The organism is Nocardia arthritidis (assembly GCF_011801145.1).
Classification (GTDB): Bacteria; Actinomycetota; Actinomycetes; order Mycobacteriales; family Mycobacteriaceae; genus Nocardia; species Nocardia arthritidis_A.
On sequence record NZ_CP046172.1, the window covers coordinates 256,705 to 270,856 of the forward strand.

Annotated in this window: 14 protein-coding genes, 1 tRNA gene and 1 pseudogene; 8 read left to right on the top strand and 8 right to left on the bottom strand. The window is 67.8% G+C overall.

The window, feature by feature from the left end; translation table 11 throughout:
* Positions 1 to 626 precede the first annotated feature (626 nt).
* From F5544_RS01170 to F5544_RS01190, 5 genes and pseudogenes are all read right to left on the bottom strand, one after another.
* Positions 627 to 1,343: a maleylpyruvate isomerase family mycothiol-dependent enzyme gene (locus tag F5544_RS01170; protein WP_167471449.1), complete on the bottom strand. Its 717-nt coding sequence runs from the start codon at positions 1,341 to 1,343 to the stop codon at positions 627 to 629.
* Between the two features lie 57 nt (positions 1,344 to 1,400).
* Positions 1,401 to 1,793 (bottom strand): RidA family protein, encoded by a 393-nt coding sequence (locus F5544_RS01175; protein WP_167478900.1) that lies wholly within the window; start codon positions 1,791 to 1,793, stop codon positions 1,401 to 1,403.
* A 132-nt stretch (positions 1,794 to 1,925) separates the two neighbouring features.
* Positions 1,926 to 2,591, bottom strand: a pseudogene (locus F5544_RS01180) (DUF998 domain-containing protein); the annotation flags it as partial.
* A 278-nt stretch (positions 2,592 to 2,869) separates the two neighbouring features.
* Positions 2,870 to 3,280 (bottom strand): very short patch repair endonuclease, encoded by a 411-nt coding sequence (locus F5544_RS01185; RefSeq protein WP_167471450.1) that lies wholly within the window; start codon positions 3,278 to 3,280, stop codon positions 2,870 to 2,872.
* Positions 3,277 to 4,410, bottom strand: a complete 1,134-nt coding sequence (locus F5544_RS01190) for a DNA cytosine methyltransferase (RefSeq protein WP_174867546.1) — start codon at positions 4,408 to 4,410, stop codon at positions 3,277 to 3,279. Before F5544_RS01190 ends, F5544_RS01185 begins: the two co-directional genes overlap by 4 nt.
* 246 nt (positions 4,411 to 4,656) lie before the next feature.
* Here F5544_RS01190 and F5544_RS01195 point away from each other — a divergent pair, with 246 nt between their 5' ends.
* From F5544_RS01195 to F5544_RS01205, 3 genes are all read left to right on the top strand, one after another.
* Positions 4,657 to 6,483 (top strand): ABC transporter ATP-binding protein, encoded by a 1,827-nt coding sequence (locus F5544_RS01195; RefSeq protein ID WP_428847109.1) that lies wholly within the window; start codon positions 4,657 to 4,659, stop codon positions 6,481 to 6,483.
* 86 nt (positions 6,484 to 6,569) lie between these two features.
* Positions 6,570 to 8,390 (top strand): ABC transporter ATP-binding protein, encoded by a 1,821-nt coding sequence (locus tag F5544_RS01200; RefSeq protein WP_167478901.1) that lies wholly within the window; start codon positions 6,570 to 6,572, stop codon positions 8,388 to 8,390.
* 193 nt (positions 8,391 to 8,583) lie between these two features.
* Positions 8,584 to 9,195 (top strand): putative glycolipid-binding domain-containing protein, encoded by a 612-nt coding sequence (locus F5544_RS01205; RefSeq protein WP_167471452.1) that lies wholly within the window; start codon positions 8,584 to 8,586, stop codon positions 9,193 to 9,195.
* A gap of 2 nt (positions 9,196 to 9,197) precedes the next feature.
* Here F5544_RS01205 and F5544_RS01210 read toward each other — a convergent pair whose 3' ends face one another.
* Complete coding sequence (locus F5544_RS01210; RefSeq protein ID WP_238847035.1) at positions 9,198 to 10,148, bottom strand: prephenate dehydrogenase; 951 nt, start codon at positions 10,146 to 10,148, stop codon at positions 9,198 to 9,200.
* Between the two features lie 58 nt (positions 10,149 to 10,206).
* On the opposite strand from F5544_RS01210, the gene F5544_RS01215 reads away from it, so the two are divergent.
* The 3 genes from F5544_RS01215 to F5544_RS01225 all read left to right on the top strand — a co-directional run bounded on the left by F5544_RS01215 (position 10,207) and on the right by F5544_RS01225 (position 11,410).
* On the top strand, positions 10,207 to 10,746 hold the full coding sequence (locus F5544_RS01215; RefSeq protein ID WP_167471454.1) for a tRNA adenosine deaminase-associated protein: 540 nt from the start codon (positions 10,207 to 10,209) through the stop codon (positions 10,744 to 10,746).
* A gap of 22 nt (positions 10,747 to 10,768) precedes the next feature.
* On the top strand, positions 10,769 to 11,203 hold the full coding sequence (locus F5544_RS01220; RefSeq protein WP_174867548.1) for a nucleoside deaminase: 435 nt from the start codon (positions 10,769 to 10,771) through the stop codon (positions 11,201 to 11,203).
* Positions 11,204 to 11,319: 116 nt separating this feature from the next.
* Positions 11,320 to 11,410 (top strand) — tRNA-Ser (locus F5544_RS01225).
* Between the two features lie 75 nt (positions 11,411 to 11,485).
* On the opposite strand, the gene F5544_RS01230 is transcribed toward F5544_RS01225, so the two are convergent.
* On the bottom strand, positions 11,486 to 11,983 hold the full coding sequence (locus F5544_RS01230) for a hypothetical protein (RefSeq protein ID WP_167471455.1): 498 nt from the start codon (positions 11,981 to 11,983) through the stop codon (positions 11,486 to 11,488).
* A 156-nt stretch (positions 11,984 to 12,139) separates the two neighbouring features.
* Complete coding sequence (locus tag F5544_RS01235) at positions 12,140 to 13,456, bottom strand: acyltransferase family protein (RefSeq protein ID WP_167471456.1); 1,317 nt, start codon at positions 13,454 to 13,456, stop codon at positions 12,140 to 12,142.
* Positions 13,457 to 13,588: 132 nt separating this feature from the next.
* Here F5544_RS01235 and F5544_RS01240 point away from each other — a divergent pair, with 132 nt between their 5' ends.
* Together F5544_RS01240 and F5544_RS01245 are read left to right on the top strand one after the other, a co-directional pair.
* Positions 13,589 to 13,798: a hypothetical protein gene (locus tag F5544_RS01240; protein ID WP_167471457.1), complete on the top strand. Its 210-nt coding sequence runs from the start codon at positions 13,589 to 13,591 to the stop codon at positions 13,796 to 13,798.
* Positions 13,799 to 13,867: 69 nt separating this feature from the next.
* Positions 13,868 to 14,107, top strand: coding sequence for a hypothetical protein (locus F5544_RS01245; RefSeq protein WP_167471458.1), 240 nt, complete (start codon positions 13,868 to 13,870; stop codon positions 14,105 to 14,107).
* The last annotated feature ends 45 nt before the right edge of the window (positions 14,108 to 14,152 follow it).

A 14,152-nucleotide genomic window follows, 5' to 3' on the forward strand; every position in this document is an offset into this window, starting at 1 on the left:
CTTGGGGCTTCGCCCCTTGCCCCCGGGTTGTGGTGGTTGCGATTGGTGGGGATGTTGCGGGGTTTTGTGGATGTTCTCTTGCTCATTGTGGCTGTGTGCCAACTGATTTCGTGGATTGCACCGCAGTTGTGGGCCTTCGTTTCCCAATGACGGTAAGAACGTGATGTTGCGGCTGTATGAAGAGGCCACGGCCGGCTAACTGGCGCTGCCATTTTGGCGGCTGTTGTTCACGACCCGCTCGCTGTTGATCATGACCTAGGCCTGCACTATGTCCTCAGCGCGTAACCGGTGCTCGTCGTGCAGCGATGCCGAATCCCACACAGCCCCACTGGGATACCGGCGTGGGCAAGGCGTGTCAGGCCCGTCAATCCGGCATGATTTTTCGTGGCTCAGTGGGTTGTGTGTGGTGGCGCACACGGGCCAGTAGGGGTGGTGTTGGGGTGCAAGGGGTTTCGTTGGATCGCCGGTTCGCTGGGGGGGTGGTGAGGCGGGGCGAGGGCGTCGACTGGGGTGGGGGACGGTTGGTGGGAGTGATCGGGTCACTGTGGGTGTGGTTGGTGGGCAGGTGGATTCGAGGGTGGTGAGTGGTGGGTGTCGTAATGGGGGCTGATTGCGGCGCTGGGGGGCTAGAGCCAGGTGGGGAGGGGTGGGAGGTCGCCGGTGAGGGTTGCGCCGGTGGAGCGGCCTAGGAGCCAGGCTAGGAGGGCGGTGGCGGGGCCGGTGATGGTGGTGGTGGGGGTGGCGGTGCCTATGGTGGCGGTGATGGGGAGGTCGGTGGCTTGGATGGTGAAGGTGGGGGATTCGGATTTGGGGGTTAGGGTGGCGGCTACTTCGGGGAGTAGGCGGGTGACGAAATCTGTTGGCCAGTCGGCTGGTTGGTAGTCGACGGACAGGTCGACGTGGTGGATTTCGACCTCGCGCAGGCGCATCCAGCAGATCTCGGTGGCGGGGATTTCGCGGCCCGCGCGGGTGCGGACGGTGGCCTGCCAGTTCTCGGGGGTGAAGGCTTTGGCGAGGGCCAGCCAGCGGGCGGCGGCTGCCTCGTTATCGGCCAATTGCTCGGCGATGGGGCGGGGGGCGCCGTTCTCGATATCGGCGTCGCGCAGGAAAAGGCTTGCGTATTGCGGGGTTTCGATGCCGGTGCGGGCCCAGAGCAGCAGGTTGACCAGTGAGTCGGCGTTGCGGGCGAGGTGGGTGAGCACGTGTCCGCGGGTCCAGCCGGGTAGCAGCGACGGGGCGGCCACATCCTCGGTGGTGAGTTTGCGCACGGTGGCGAGGAGACGGTCGGTCGCGGCCGTGACGGTGTCGAGGAGAGGCGGCTGGGCGGGCGTGGCGCTGGTCACGCAGCCGACCCTACCGAGCGGGCGCCCCAACCGTCGATCCTTCGAGCGCGGGAAAGCTCAGACGCCGAGCACGGCGTCGGCCTCGATCTCCACCAGCAGCGCGGGCGTGATGAGCGCCTTGATCTCGTACATGGATGCGGCGGGACGGATCTCGCCGAACACCTCGGCGTGCGCCTTGGCGACCTCGGGCCAGCGGGAGATGTCGGTGACGAAGATGCGGGTGCGCACCACATCTTTCAGGCTGGCGCCCGCGCTCTCCAGCGCGGAGGCGATGCGCCGCAACGTTTCCCGCGTTTGTTCGGCGATATCGTCGCCGCCGAACGCGGTGCCGCCGGGCAGTGAGGCGGTGGTGCCGCTCACCGCGACCAGATTCCCCAGTTTCACCGCGCGGGAGTAGCCGACGATGTCCTCGAACTCCGAATCCGAGGTGATATTCACGCGTTCGCTCATATCGTCAGCATCGCATGCGGCCGCGACGGCGCCCGGAAACGCGGTGGCGGTTGCCTTTTGCCGTTTGCGGCGGACCACGGGTATCGGGTCGCGCCATTCCCGGCCCTCCAGGATCACGGCGGCGGCCAGCGTCACCAACCACAGCGACATCGAGCCGACCTGGATGCGTTGGGCGATACCGAGCGCGTAGCTGCCGGGGAGGTTGTCGGCGACGAGCATCCACACCGTGGCCGCGGACCCGACCACCAGCACCGCGAGTCCGGCCTCACGCAGGATCCGCCAGCGGTGGTACCGGAAGGCGGCCAGGCTGAACGCGAAGGTGGCGACGGCGATCGAGGTCACCGCGATGGTGCTCGTCATCGCGTGCGGCTGATGGAGTTGCGGGAACCATTCGCTCTCGCTGCCCGCGCCGCCGCAGCCGGGATCGTCTCTGGTCGGGCATTGGCGTAGCGGGAGCAGCACGTCGGCGATGGTGGCCGCGCCGAAGATCAGCAGGGAGATCCATCCGACGGTGGTGAAACGGGTGCGCGGGAAGATGATCAGCGCGCCCAACGCGGCCGGGATGAGGGTTATCCCAACGATTTTGTCCGCGGTCGCGAAGATCTGGCGGTAGGGCTTGCCGTCGGCGTCCAATTCGCTCAGGAACGAGTTGACCGGGTCGACGTTGATGTGTAGGACGAACTCCAGCACCCATGCCGAATAGCAGATGCCCGCGATCGCGATCGCCCCGGCGATCAACCAGGACGCCACTAACCTGCGCTTTTCGGCGACCATCGGGCTAACACTCACGCGCCCCATTCTCCTGCCTACCACTGAACCGATGACCAGCGGCCAGTCAGTGTCGCAGAAGTGACGTGATGTCGATCACTGCTCGGCGGAGTGAATGGAGATTGACAAGCGCCGCACAGGCTGCTGTCAGGTTGGGACCGCACCGTGGAATCGCAGCGAAAAACCAAGGAGGTCCCCATGATCGGATTCGTGACGGCCCTTGCCGGGGTCGCGGTGATGGCCGCGATGGCGGTGTCCGGCCACCTGGCGACGCATTCGCCGCGCACGCTGGTCCGGGTGCGCAACCGCTAGGACAGGGCGGCCTGCACCCGGTCGGCGGCGGTGCGCGCATCCTCGTGTTCCCAGATCCTGACCACCCGCCAACCGGCGGCCAGCAGCGCCGCATCCGTCGCGCGGTCCCGCTCGACATTGCCCGCGAGCTTGGCGGCCCACCACTGCGCGTTGTTCTTCGGGTCGGTCGCGTGCTGCGGGCAGCGATGCCAGAAGCAGCCGTCCACGTAGACGGCGACGCGGCGGCGCGGGAAAACCAGGTCGGCGCGGCGGCGTTGGCCGGGAAGCGGCGCCCGATCGACGAAGTAGCGCAGGCCGCGCCGGTGCAGTTCCCGGCGCAGTGCGAGTTCGGGTTTGGTGTTCGCCCGGCGTTGGCGGGACATGCGCGCGCTGGTAGCCGCATCGGTCGGCGGGCGCGCGGCGTTCATGCCGCCGAACCGCCCATCCGGTCCAGGTGGTTCTCCACATCGGTGAGGAATCCTGGCGGGAAGCGCAGGCTGCCCATGCCGGTGCGGCGCAGGAAGCCCGCGGTGGCGCGGGCGGAGAGCAGCCGCGAGTCGGTGAGGAAGTCGCGCAGGTCCTCGTAGGGTTCGTGCACCGGCCAGGTGGATACCGGAACCCGGAACGCCTTGCCGTCCCGGCCCCACGCCGCCACCGGCCACGGCTCGCCGGGCGCCAGCGGTGCGCCGCCGGTTTCGGGTTCGAGCGGATCGGCGAGGCGGGCCCCGACCCAGGAGGCCATTCGAACGCTGACCGCATTTCCGACCAGCTTCCATCGGTGGCCCTGCCGGATGCCGGGGACTTCCGTTGCGGGAGCGGTCCATTCGGGATCGAAGCCCTGCAGGCGTTCCCCGTCGACGATGCCCGGCGTGACGATCTCACCGGACGGCAGCCGCACCGCGGGCGGACTCGCGATCCCGAGCGCCGAACCGCCCTTCAAGGTCGGCACGGCATTGACCGCCCAGCCGAGTCCGCGCACGCCTTCGGTCCAGTAGAACCCGCACGGGTCATGGTCTTGATCGCCGACGGTGCGTGGGCCCGCGTCCTCGCCGAACAGCACCGCACGCGGATCCTCGGTGCGCGAGGCCAGCATCAGCACCCGCTGACGGCGTTGCGGCAAACCGAACGCGCGCGCGTCGACCACCCGGTAGGCCCAGGTGTAACCGAGTTCGTCGAGCGCGGAGGTGATGTGCCGCATGGCCGCGCCGCGGCCCAATTGCAGCATGAACGGGACGTTTTCGATGAGCAGCCAGCGCGGCCCGCGTTTGCGGCGCACCAGCCGGAACACCTCGTCGACCAGTCCGGATCGGTTGCCGGTGATGCCCGCGGTGCGCCCGGCCTGCGAAAGGTCCTGGCACGGAAAGCCCGCCGCGACCAGTTCTGTTTCGGAGGGGAGTGCGCGCAGCCGAGTGATGTCGGCGTGCAGCGGGACATCGGGAAAGTGCGCGGCGAGCACCGCCTGCGCACCAGGATCGATCTCACAGAGTAGTTCGGTGTGCCAGCCGTGCCTGGCCAGACCGAGCTCCAGCCCGCCGATCCCGGCGAACAGCCCGACCATACGCGCGCCCGTCAACGAACGTCCTTCCTATGGCGACCCCGACACTCGATCCGACACCGACCGCAACGGGCCAACAGGTTACTCGAGTCCGGGCGCGCCCGTCGTGTGCGACTGTCCGCGGCGGCGAAAAATCGGTTGGCCGTCGGCGTCGTCGATGCGAGGCTGGATTGTCGGACCCGGATGCGAGCATCACCGTGCGTCCCGTTTTCCTGAAGCCGCCATCCACGAGATTGTGTAGGGGGAGTCTTGTCAGTCGCACTGGAGCTGCCGTCGTCCGAATCGGAGGCTCACAGACCCGAGCGGCCCGCGTCGCAAGCGCCGGGCCGCTTCCATTCGCTGCGCCGCTTCGGGCCATATGTGCGCCCGTATCGGACGGCCATGGTCGTCGCCAGCCTGCTGGCGGTGATCGCGACGTTGACCGCGATCGTCAACCCGGTGGTGATCGCGAGGATCATCGACGGCCCCATCGCCCATCGCGACTTCGCCAGCGCGATCCTGCCGATCCTGGTGGTGTTCGCGCTCGGCCTTGCCGAGGCGGGCGGCGTATGGGGCAGGCGCTGGCTGTTCGCCAGGCCCGCGTCGCAGTTCGAAATCACCATGCGCGCCAAGCTTTTCCGCAAGTTGCAGGCGCTGTCGATCGGGCGGCACGACGCCTGGGAATCGGGGCAGTTGCTTTCGCGTGCGGTGGACGACCTGGCGACCCTGCGCCGGTTCGTCTCGTTCGCCGGGCCGTTCCTGGTGATCCACCTGATCATCATCCCGATCGGGTTGATCGTGCTGTGGATCCTGAGCTGGCAGATCGGCCTTTTCCTTTCCGTCGTCGCGATTCCGTTGGCGTATGTGTGTCTTCGCTTCGAGCGCCGGTATGCGGTGGCGTCGCGGCGCTCACAGGATCAGGCGGGCGATCTGGCGACGGTCGCCGAGGAGTCGGCGCAGGGCGTCCGGGTGCTCAAGGCCTTCGGCCGGGGACTGTTCTTCGGCAGCCGGTTCAGCGCGCTGTCGCGGGAACTGCAGCGGACCGAACTGCTGAAGGTGCGGCTCGATGCCGTGCTGTGGTCGTCGCTGAACGGGTTGTCCCACTTGACGATCGCGTTCGCGCTCGGTTTCGGCGGCTATTCGGTGGTGCACGGCACGATGACGCTCGGCACCCTGGTCGCCTGCATCACCTTGGGCACCTTCTTGCAGTGGCCGATCATCTGGACCGGCTTCCTGCTCGCCGAATTGAACGACGCGCGCACGGCCGCGGACCGGTACTGGGAGATCATCGATACGCCGATCGATATCACCGATCCGGCGGATCCGGTCGAATTGCCGGAGCAGGTCGCGGGCGAATTGCGGTTGGAGGGCGTGCATTTCGCCTTCCCCGATTCGGAAAACGAAGTGCTGCGCGATATTTCGCTGAAGGTGCGCCCGGGTGAGACGGTGGCTCTGGTCGGTGCGACGGGTAGCGGAAAGACGGCGCTGCTCAACCTGATTCCGCGGCTCTACAACGTCACCGGCGGTGCCATCACCATCGACGGCATAGATATCGCCACCATGCGGCTGACCGATCTGCGCTCGCTGGTGACGGTGGCCTTCGAGGAGCCGGTGCTGTTCTCGGCCAGCGTGCGGGAGAACGTCGCGCTCGGCGACCCGGAGGCCACCGACGCCGATATCCGGCGCGCCCTCGATGTCGCCCAGGCCGTCGAATTCGTCGAAAACCTGCCGTGGGGGCTGGATACCAGAATCGGTGAGCAGGGTTTGAGCCTGTCCGGCGGGCAGCGGCAGCGGCTGGCGCTGGCCCGCGCGGTGCTGTATCGGAGGTCGGCGGCCGATGCGGCGCACGGCCGGATCATGGTGCTCGACGATCCGCTCTCCGCGCTCGACGTGGTGACCGAGGAAAAGGTGCAGGAGCGGCTGCGCACGGTGCTGGCGGGCGCGACCACTCTGCTTGTCGCGCACCGGCCTTCGACCGCGGCGCTGGCCGACCGGGTCGCGGTGCTCGCCGAGGGCCGGATCGTCGCCGAGGGCACCCACGACCAACTGCTGCGCACCAGCGGCCACTACCGAGAACTGATGGGAGGTGCGAAGTGAGTACCGAAACCGTCACCAAAGATATTGCGCCACCTGAGAATTCGCCTGACGAGGTGGCCGACTGGCGTGGTATCGCCAGCGAGGACATGGAGGTCACCGACACCGGAAATCTGGTGCTGGCCGGGCGATCCCGCCGTCTGCTGCTCGACCTGGTGCGCCCCTACCGTGGGCTCGCCTTCTTGGCGCTGCTGCTGATCATCGTCGACAACGCGGCGATGGTCTCGGCGCCGCTGTTCGTGGCACACGGCCTCGACGCGGGCATAGCCCATGGCAGACAGGGTGATTGGACGCCGCTGACGCTGACCGTCGCGGGCTATCTCGGCGTGGTCGGGCTCGGCGTGCTGACCACCTTCCTGTTCCTGCGGGTGTCCGGAAAGCTCAGCCAGAGTGTGCTTTTCGATCTGCGCGTGCGCTTGTTCACCCATATGCAGCGGCTCAGCGTCGCTTTCCACGAGAAGTACACCTCCGGCAAGACCGTCGCCCGGCTGACCGGCGATATCGAGACGCTGCAGGATCTGCTGGAAGGCGCGCTGAACGAGGCGTTGAGCGCGATCCTCTCGGTGATCACCATCGCGGCGCTGCTGATCTATCTCGATCACACCCTGGCCGCGATCGTGCTCGCCGGATTCGTGCCGCTGGTGCTGGTGACGAGATGGGCGCAGCGCAGGCAGCGCGCCGGGTACCGGCGCACCCGCGGCGCGATCGCGAAAGTCATTGTGCAGTTCGTGGAATCGATGAGTGGCATCCGCGCGGTGCAGGCGTTCCGGCGTGAGCACCGCAACGAGTCGGTGCTGGCCGTCGAGGACGCGGAATATCGGCAGGCGACAACGGCCGCCATGCGCGGTATGGGCGACTATGCCGGGCTCACCCGGCTGCTCGGCAACCTGTCGACGGTCGTCATCCTGGTGGTCGGCGCCTGGCAGGTGATCGAGGGGCATCTCGCGGTCGGTGTGCTCGCGGCATACCTGTTGTACCTCAACGAGTTCTACGGTCCGCTGGATCAGCTCGCGCAGGTGTTCAACTCGTATCAGTCCGCCGCGGCGGCGCTGGAGAAGATCTCCGGCGTGCTGGAGGAGGAGCCGTCGGTGCCGGAACCGCGCGAACCCGTCGCATTGCCGAAGGCGACGGGTGCGGTCCGGCTGGACAAGGTGTGGTTCGGTTACGCGCCCGACTCGCGGCCCACCGATGCGCCCGATAGCGTTGCGGGACAGGGCCGTTCGCGAGTGGTGCTGCCGGAGTTCACCCTGGATGTCCCGGCCGGGCAGGTGATCGCGCTGGTCGGCGCGACCGGTGCGGGCAAGTCGACGCTGGCCAAGCTGCTCACCCGGTTCTACGACCCGTCCGGCGGCACCGTCACCCTCGACGGCGTCGATCTGCGCCGGATGTCCGATGTCGACCTGCGGCGCAATGTGGTCATGGTGACCCAGGAGTCGTATCTGTTCTCCGGTTCGGTCGCCGACAACATCCGGCTCGGCAGGCCCGACGCCACCGACGAGGAGGTGCACGCCGCCGCCCGTGCGGTCGGGCTGTACGACTTCGTCACCGCGCTGCCGCAGGGCTTCGACACCGACGTGCGCAAACGCGGCGGACGGCTGTCCGCCGGACAGCGGCAGCTGGTCGCCTTCGCCAGGGTGTTCCTGGCCGACCCGGCGGTGATCGTCCTGGACGAGGCCACCTCCAGCCTCGATATTCCGAGTGAGCGGCTGGTGCAGCGCGCACTGGAGACGGTGCTGCGCGACCGCACCGCGATGATCATCGCGCACCGCCTGTCCACCGTCGCCATCGCCGACCGGGTGCTGGTGCTGGAGGGCGGGCGGATCGTCGAGGACGGCGCCCCGGCCGAGCTGATCGGCGGCACGGGCCGTTTCGCCCGCTTGCACGCGGCATGGCGGGAGTCGCTGGTGTAGTGAGGTGTAGTGAGCGAGCGCAGCGAGCGAACCATAGGCACAGCAGCATCGCGCGCTACGGAGCCGAGCGCCAGCGAGGCGCAGTAGTGAGCGAGGTGACATCGCGGCGCTTCGCGCATGTCGGAGCCGAATACGGACGGCGGCGGCGCTGGTGCGCTGCGGCGTGGGGCGTTTCGTCGCTTACGGTAGATAGGTGACCAACGCAGACCGAAGCCCCGAGGAACAGGCACCGGCGCCGTCCCGGTGGCCGGCGATTCTGACGTGGCGTGCGCATGACGCGACGCGGATGGAATCGGTGCGTGTGACGCTCAACGGCAACCGAATCCGCGCGGCGGGCCGGATGATCGGTGGTGAAACCGCCGACCACCCGGCCTTCAGCGCCTCCTACGACCTGGTCACCGACGAGGCCGGCGCGACCAAACGCCTATCCCTGCGCAGCACTACCGCCGGTGCCGGGGAGCGGCACGCCTCGATCGCCAGGGATGAGGAGAACTACTGGCTGGTCGACGCGGGCGGCACCCATGTGCGCTCCACCTTCGCTGGCGCGCTCGATGTCGACGTGGTGCTCAGCCCGTTCTTCAATACTCTGCCGATCCGCCGCCTGAGCCTGCACAAGGCGGTCGAGGATGTGGTCGTTCCGGTCGTCTACGTGCGGCTGCCGGATCTCCTCGTGCAGGAAGCCAGCCTCACCTACAGCAGCGCCGCCGAGGGGATCAGCGTGCTGTCCCCGGTGTCCAATGCCACGGTCACCGTCGACTCCGACGGTTTCCTGCTCGACTACCCGGGTCTCGCCGAACGCATCTGATCTCACGGCAGCCGGGTGATGATCCCGCCGCGCAGGCCGGCGTCGTGCAGCCTTTCGAGCCAGTCGTGGTCGCCGGCCTCGATATCGGTGATCTCCCAGCGTCGCACCGTTTCATAGTCGGCGCGACCGTCGTGTCCGGCGTCGATCAGCTGCCCGAGGGTGCCGTTCGCGCGCAGGCTGTCCCGTGCCGTACCGAGCACGGTGAGGGTTTCGTCGAGCACCTCCAGCAGCGCCGTCGCGTTCGGTTCGCAGATCGCGCGCACCAGATCCGGTGCGGTCGCGGCGACCCGGGTGCCGTCGCGGAACGAACCGGCCGCCAACCCGAGCGACAGCTCGCCGCCCGCGGCCCCGACCACCGCGAGCGCCTCGGCCAGCACATGCGGTAGATGGGAGATCCTGGCGACGGCGCGGTCATGATCGGCCGCCACCACCGGGACCACCGCGGAACCGCAGTCCAGTGCCAGCCGCACCACCCGGGTCCACGGGTCGGGATGGGTGCCCCGATCGACTCCCACCGCCCAGACGGCGCCCCGGAAAAGTGTGGAATCCGTTGCGGACCACCCTGATTCGGAGGTGCCCGCCATCGGGTGCCCGCCGACGTAGCGGCCGGCGAGTCCGTGCCTGCGAACCAGTTCCGCGACCGGCGCCTTGACGCTGACCACATCGGTCAGCGCGCAGTGCGGCGCGAACGCGGCGATATCGGCGAGCAGATGGTCCACCGCGGGCATCGGCACCGCGACGACGATCAGCGCATCGGTGTCGGCGGCCCTTTTCAGTACGGCGGGTAGATCGTCGATGACGTCGAAGCCGTCCGCGCGCGCGGCAAGCGCACCTGCGGCGGAACGGTTGTAACCCCACACCTCATATCCGGCCGCGACGGCCGCACGCAGCAGCGATCCGCCGATCAAACCCGCGCCGAGCACACACACCGGAGTCCTGGTCTCAGAAGTCACCGGACCAGATTCGCATACGACTTCAACATTTGAGCTCGAGCAGACTACCGTTGCGGCCATGGCAGCACAGCGCTCGGGCACGAACAGGGCGGCGTCGGACGATTACGACGACGTGGAAGGGTTCGCAGTGGCGGTTGTCCGCGAGGAGGGGCAATGGCGGTGCAGTCCGCTCAGCCAGGCCGCGCTCGGCGATCTTTCCGTCGCGGAAACTGAACTCAAGGCTTTGCGCAGCTCCGGCGCGGTATTCGGATTGTTGGACGTCGACGACGAATTCTTCATCGTGCTGCGGCCCGCACCCGCGGGGACCCGCATGCTGGTCTCGGACGCGACCGCCGCGATCGACTACGACATCGCCGCAGACGTGCTCGAGGCGCTGAACGTCGAGATCCCGGATATCGACCCGGACGAGCTCGACGAGATCGAACCGTGGGAGGAGGGCGATCTCGGGGTGCTCGCCGATCTCGGCCTGCCCGAGCCGGTGCTCAGCGTCATCCTCGCCGAGACCGACCTGTACCCGGACGAGCAGCTCGGCATGATCGCCCAGCGGCTCGGCTTCGCCAACGAACTATCCGCGGTGCTGGACAAGCTCCCGCGCTGAGGTGAAGCTGTCCGACGCCGAGATGGTGCGCGCCGCGATCGCCGCGGCGGGCGCCGCCGATGGCCGGGACGTCCCGGTCGGCGCGGTCGTATTCGATTCCGCCGGAAGAGAACTCGCCCGCGCCGCCAATGCGCGTGAGGCGCTCGGTGATCCGACCGCGCACGCGGAGGTGCTCGCGCTGCGCCGCGCCGCCGCCGTGCACGGCGATGGTTGGCGGCTGGAAGACTGCACCCTCGCGGTAACCCTCGAGCCGTGCACCATGTGCGCGGGCGCGCTGGTGCTGGCCCGGGTCGGCCGCCTGGTTTTCGGCGCCTGGGAACCGAAAACCGGTGCGGTGGGCTCACTTTGGGACGTCGTCCGGGACCGCCGCCTGAACCACCGCCCCGAGGTGCGCGGCGGCGTCCTGGAAGCCGAATGCGCCACCCTCCTGGACACCTTCTTCCGCACCCAACGCTGACCCGCTTGACATCGATCACACCCACACGCGCCCCGGCAATGCCCCGAGCTCACCCCCGCATTCCGCCCCAACCAGCCGATTTAGCGATCAGCCCCCGGTCCGGTATGGTTGTCGGCGGTGGCGTGTCCGAGCGGCCTAAGGAGCACGCCTCGAAAGCGTGTGAGGGGTAACCCCCCTCCGAGGGTTCAAATCCCTCCGCCACCGCCAAAAAGCCCCTCATCTGTTTGCTCAGGTGAGGGGCTTTTGCCTTGCCGCGGAAGGCTCGTTCGGCCTATTCCGGGGTCAGGGGAGGACTTGGGGGATGAGGTCTGGGGCGATCGCGCCGACTATCAAGCCGACCAGGGCGCCTTGGAAGGCGGGGCCGAGGGCGCAGAGGGGGATGAGGGGTATGCCGATGATGGTGACGGCGCAGACGACGGCGCCGAAGATGGCTCCGCCGATCGCACCCGCTGCCGCGCCGTTGGCCAGCGGATCGTGGTTGGCCGCATTGGGATTGGTGGTGATGTCCCGTGGGGAGGTGGCCGCCACCGGCTGTGCGTCCTCCGCGGTGGCCGGCGGCGCGACATCCGGAGTGGCAGGCCGCGTGACGACGGCGGCCGGAACCACCTGCTGAGCCGCGACGGGAACCTGCGCGGCCATCTCTACGACGGGCGCCGAGCGTGGTGCGACAACGGGGGCTTCGGCCGAAGCTGTTCCCGCGCCCGCGAAGGTTACCGCGACTGCCAGCGGCAATGCCGCGATGAGAGCGCTTCGACCGATTTTGGCAATAGTCCGACGCATGATCTTCTCAATCCTCCAGACCCCCGCGCACGCTGAAATATTTTGGCGTGCAGAAAGTTTCACGTTGCGAATGACAACGATCATGTTGTATCCGATCCCGTTCGCCGAAACAAGCCCCGGATGTTCCCATACGTGGTATGCCACCAACCAGCATCTTCAGGCGGAAGATGCGCTGTGGTCCCCGTGCTTCGGCAGCGGGGCGACCCGCCGGGTCGTGGTGAGCAGGGCGGCCGCGACGAATACCCCGAGAATCGCCAAACCCGTTGTCCCGACCGGGAATAGGCCGTCGCGCCAGATCAGGTACACGCTGCCCGCGGCGAGTAGCGCACCGGTGAGGGTGGCGGCGGACGAGGTGCGGGCGGCGTAGCGGGCGCAGAACAGATCCCAGCCGGTCGCTGCCCGGACGACACCGGCGAGCACGATGCCGCAGCCGAGAATCCACAGCGGCCGGGTGAGCCACCAGGTGCGCGGGTCGCTCGGCAGCAGCGGCGCCGGAGTGAGCAGTGCGGCGCCGGTGACCATGGCGATCACCGGCACATGCCACAGGTAGATCGTCATCAGCCGGGCCACCACATAGGCGATGACGCGGCGCGGCCGTCCGCGCGGTTCCCATCCGGCTGCCCGGCGGTCGAGCGCCGTGAACACGGCGAACTGAATCGCGGCCAGCACCGACACCGCCGTTGTCGGCGGCGCCAGGTTGGACACCTGCGCATCGGCCACCCCGAACATCGTCGGCGGGTACGGCCCGGCGAACACCAGCACCCCGAGTGCCGCGCTCGCCAGCAGCGCGAACCCGAACAGGGCCGCATCTGGGACATCGCGAAATAGCTTGCGCGCGTGCATGATTCCGAGCTGATGGCAGAACAGCCAGACGAAGATCAGATTCCATTCCGCCAGATATCCGGCCCCGCCGAAGCGCGCCGCATCCACCAGTAGCGAACAGCCGAGCAGTGCGACCGGCAACAACCAGGCCGAGCGGTCGTGCACCCGAACGGCAAACGGCGCCGCGGCCGTCGCGAGCAGATATACGGCGAGGAACCACAGCGGGCTGGCGATCACATGCGCCGCGGTGCGGGCCAACTGCTCGGAATCGATGCGCAGCAGCCAGACCACGGGCGCGAGCACCGCGATCAGCGCCACCATGGGCGTGGTCAGCCTACGTGCCCGTTGGCCGAGGTATGTTCCGAGCGTCCCGCCCTGCGCCCGCCACCGGTCCACGATCAACGTGTTCGCGAATCCGCCCGCCAGGAAGAACAGCGGCATCACCTGCAGCAGCCAGGTGGCCACCCAGATCGGACGGCCGTGCAGCGTCGCGTCGCCGCGCACCGTGCCGCCGTTGACCGTCACGCGGATCGAAATCCAGTGCACGACAACGACAACCGCGATCGAGCCGACCCGGAGCAGATCGACGCTCCAACTGCGTCGACCGATCCCGGTCGCCATCCCCGGATACCCGGCGCGCGCCGTGGCCACAATCGAGGTTTACCTTGCCGGGCTGAACGCCAGGTGAATGCCGTACGGCGCGTCGCGCACCGGATCCGGCGAATCCGCCGGTACGCCATCGCCGCGGTTGGGACAATCGCCGCAACGGTGAAGGAGACGGCCATGAAGTTCGGCAAGACCGGGAGCGTACTCGTCTTCATCTGGCTGGTGATCGGTTTCATCGCGGCCGCGCAGCGGCACTACTTCGACAGCGGCCCGATCACCTGCGCGAGTTTCGGCAACATCGCGTTGACGATAGTTTCCGGCCCGCTGAACTATATGGGCGTCAATCCGCATCTCGGCAATTGCGAACTGCCGCAGCCGAGTCAGTGATCGAATCCGGATAAGGCTCCGATTCCGGGGTATCCGCCGAACAAGATTCGGAAAGGATGCGATGACACCATGTACCGTCGAGACACGTGGGCAGGGCGTGACGCATCGGTGCGCCTCGGTAGTTTGATTGTGCTCATCTGGCTGGTTATCGGTGTGATAGCAGCAGGTCAGCGCCATTATTTCGATAACAGGCCGACCAACTGCGCCGGTGTCGGCACCATCGTCGTGACGATCATCGCCGGGCCGCTCAACTATGCGGGCGTGAACCCCAAGATCGCCGATTGCAATGTGCCGCAACCCAGTCAGTAACGAGCCAGGGGTATTCCACGAGCACGCTGGGTATCCGATCGGTAG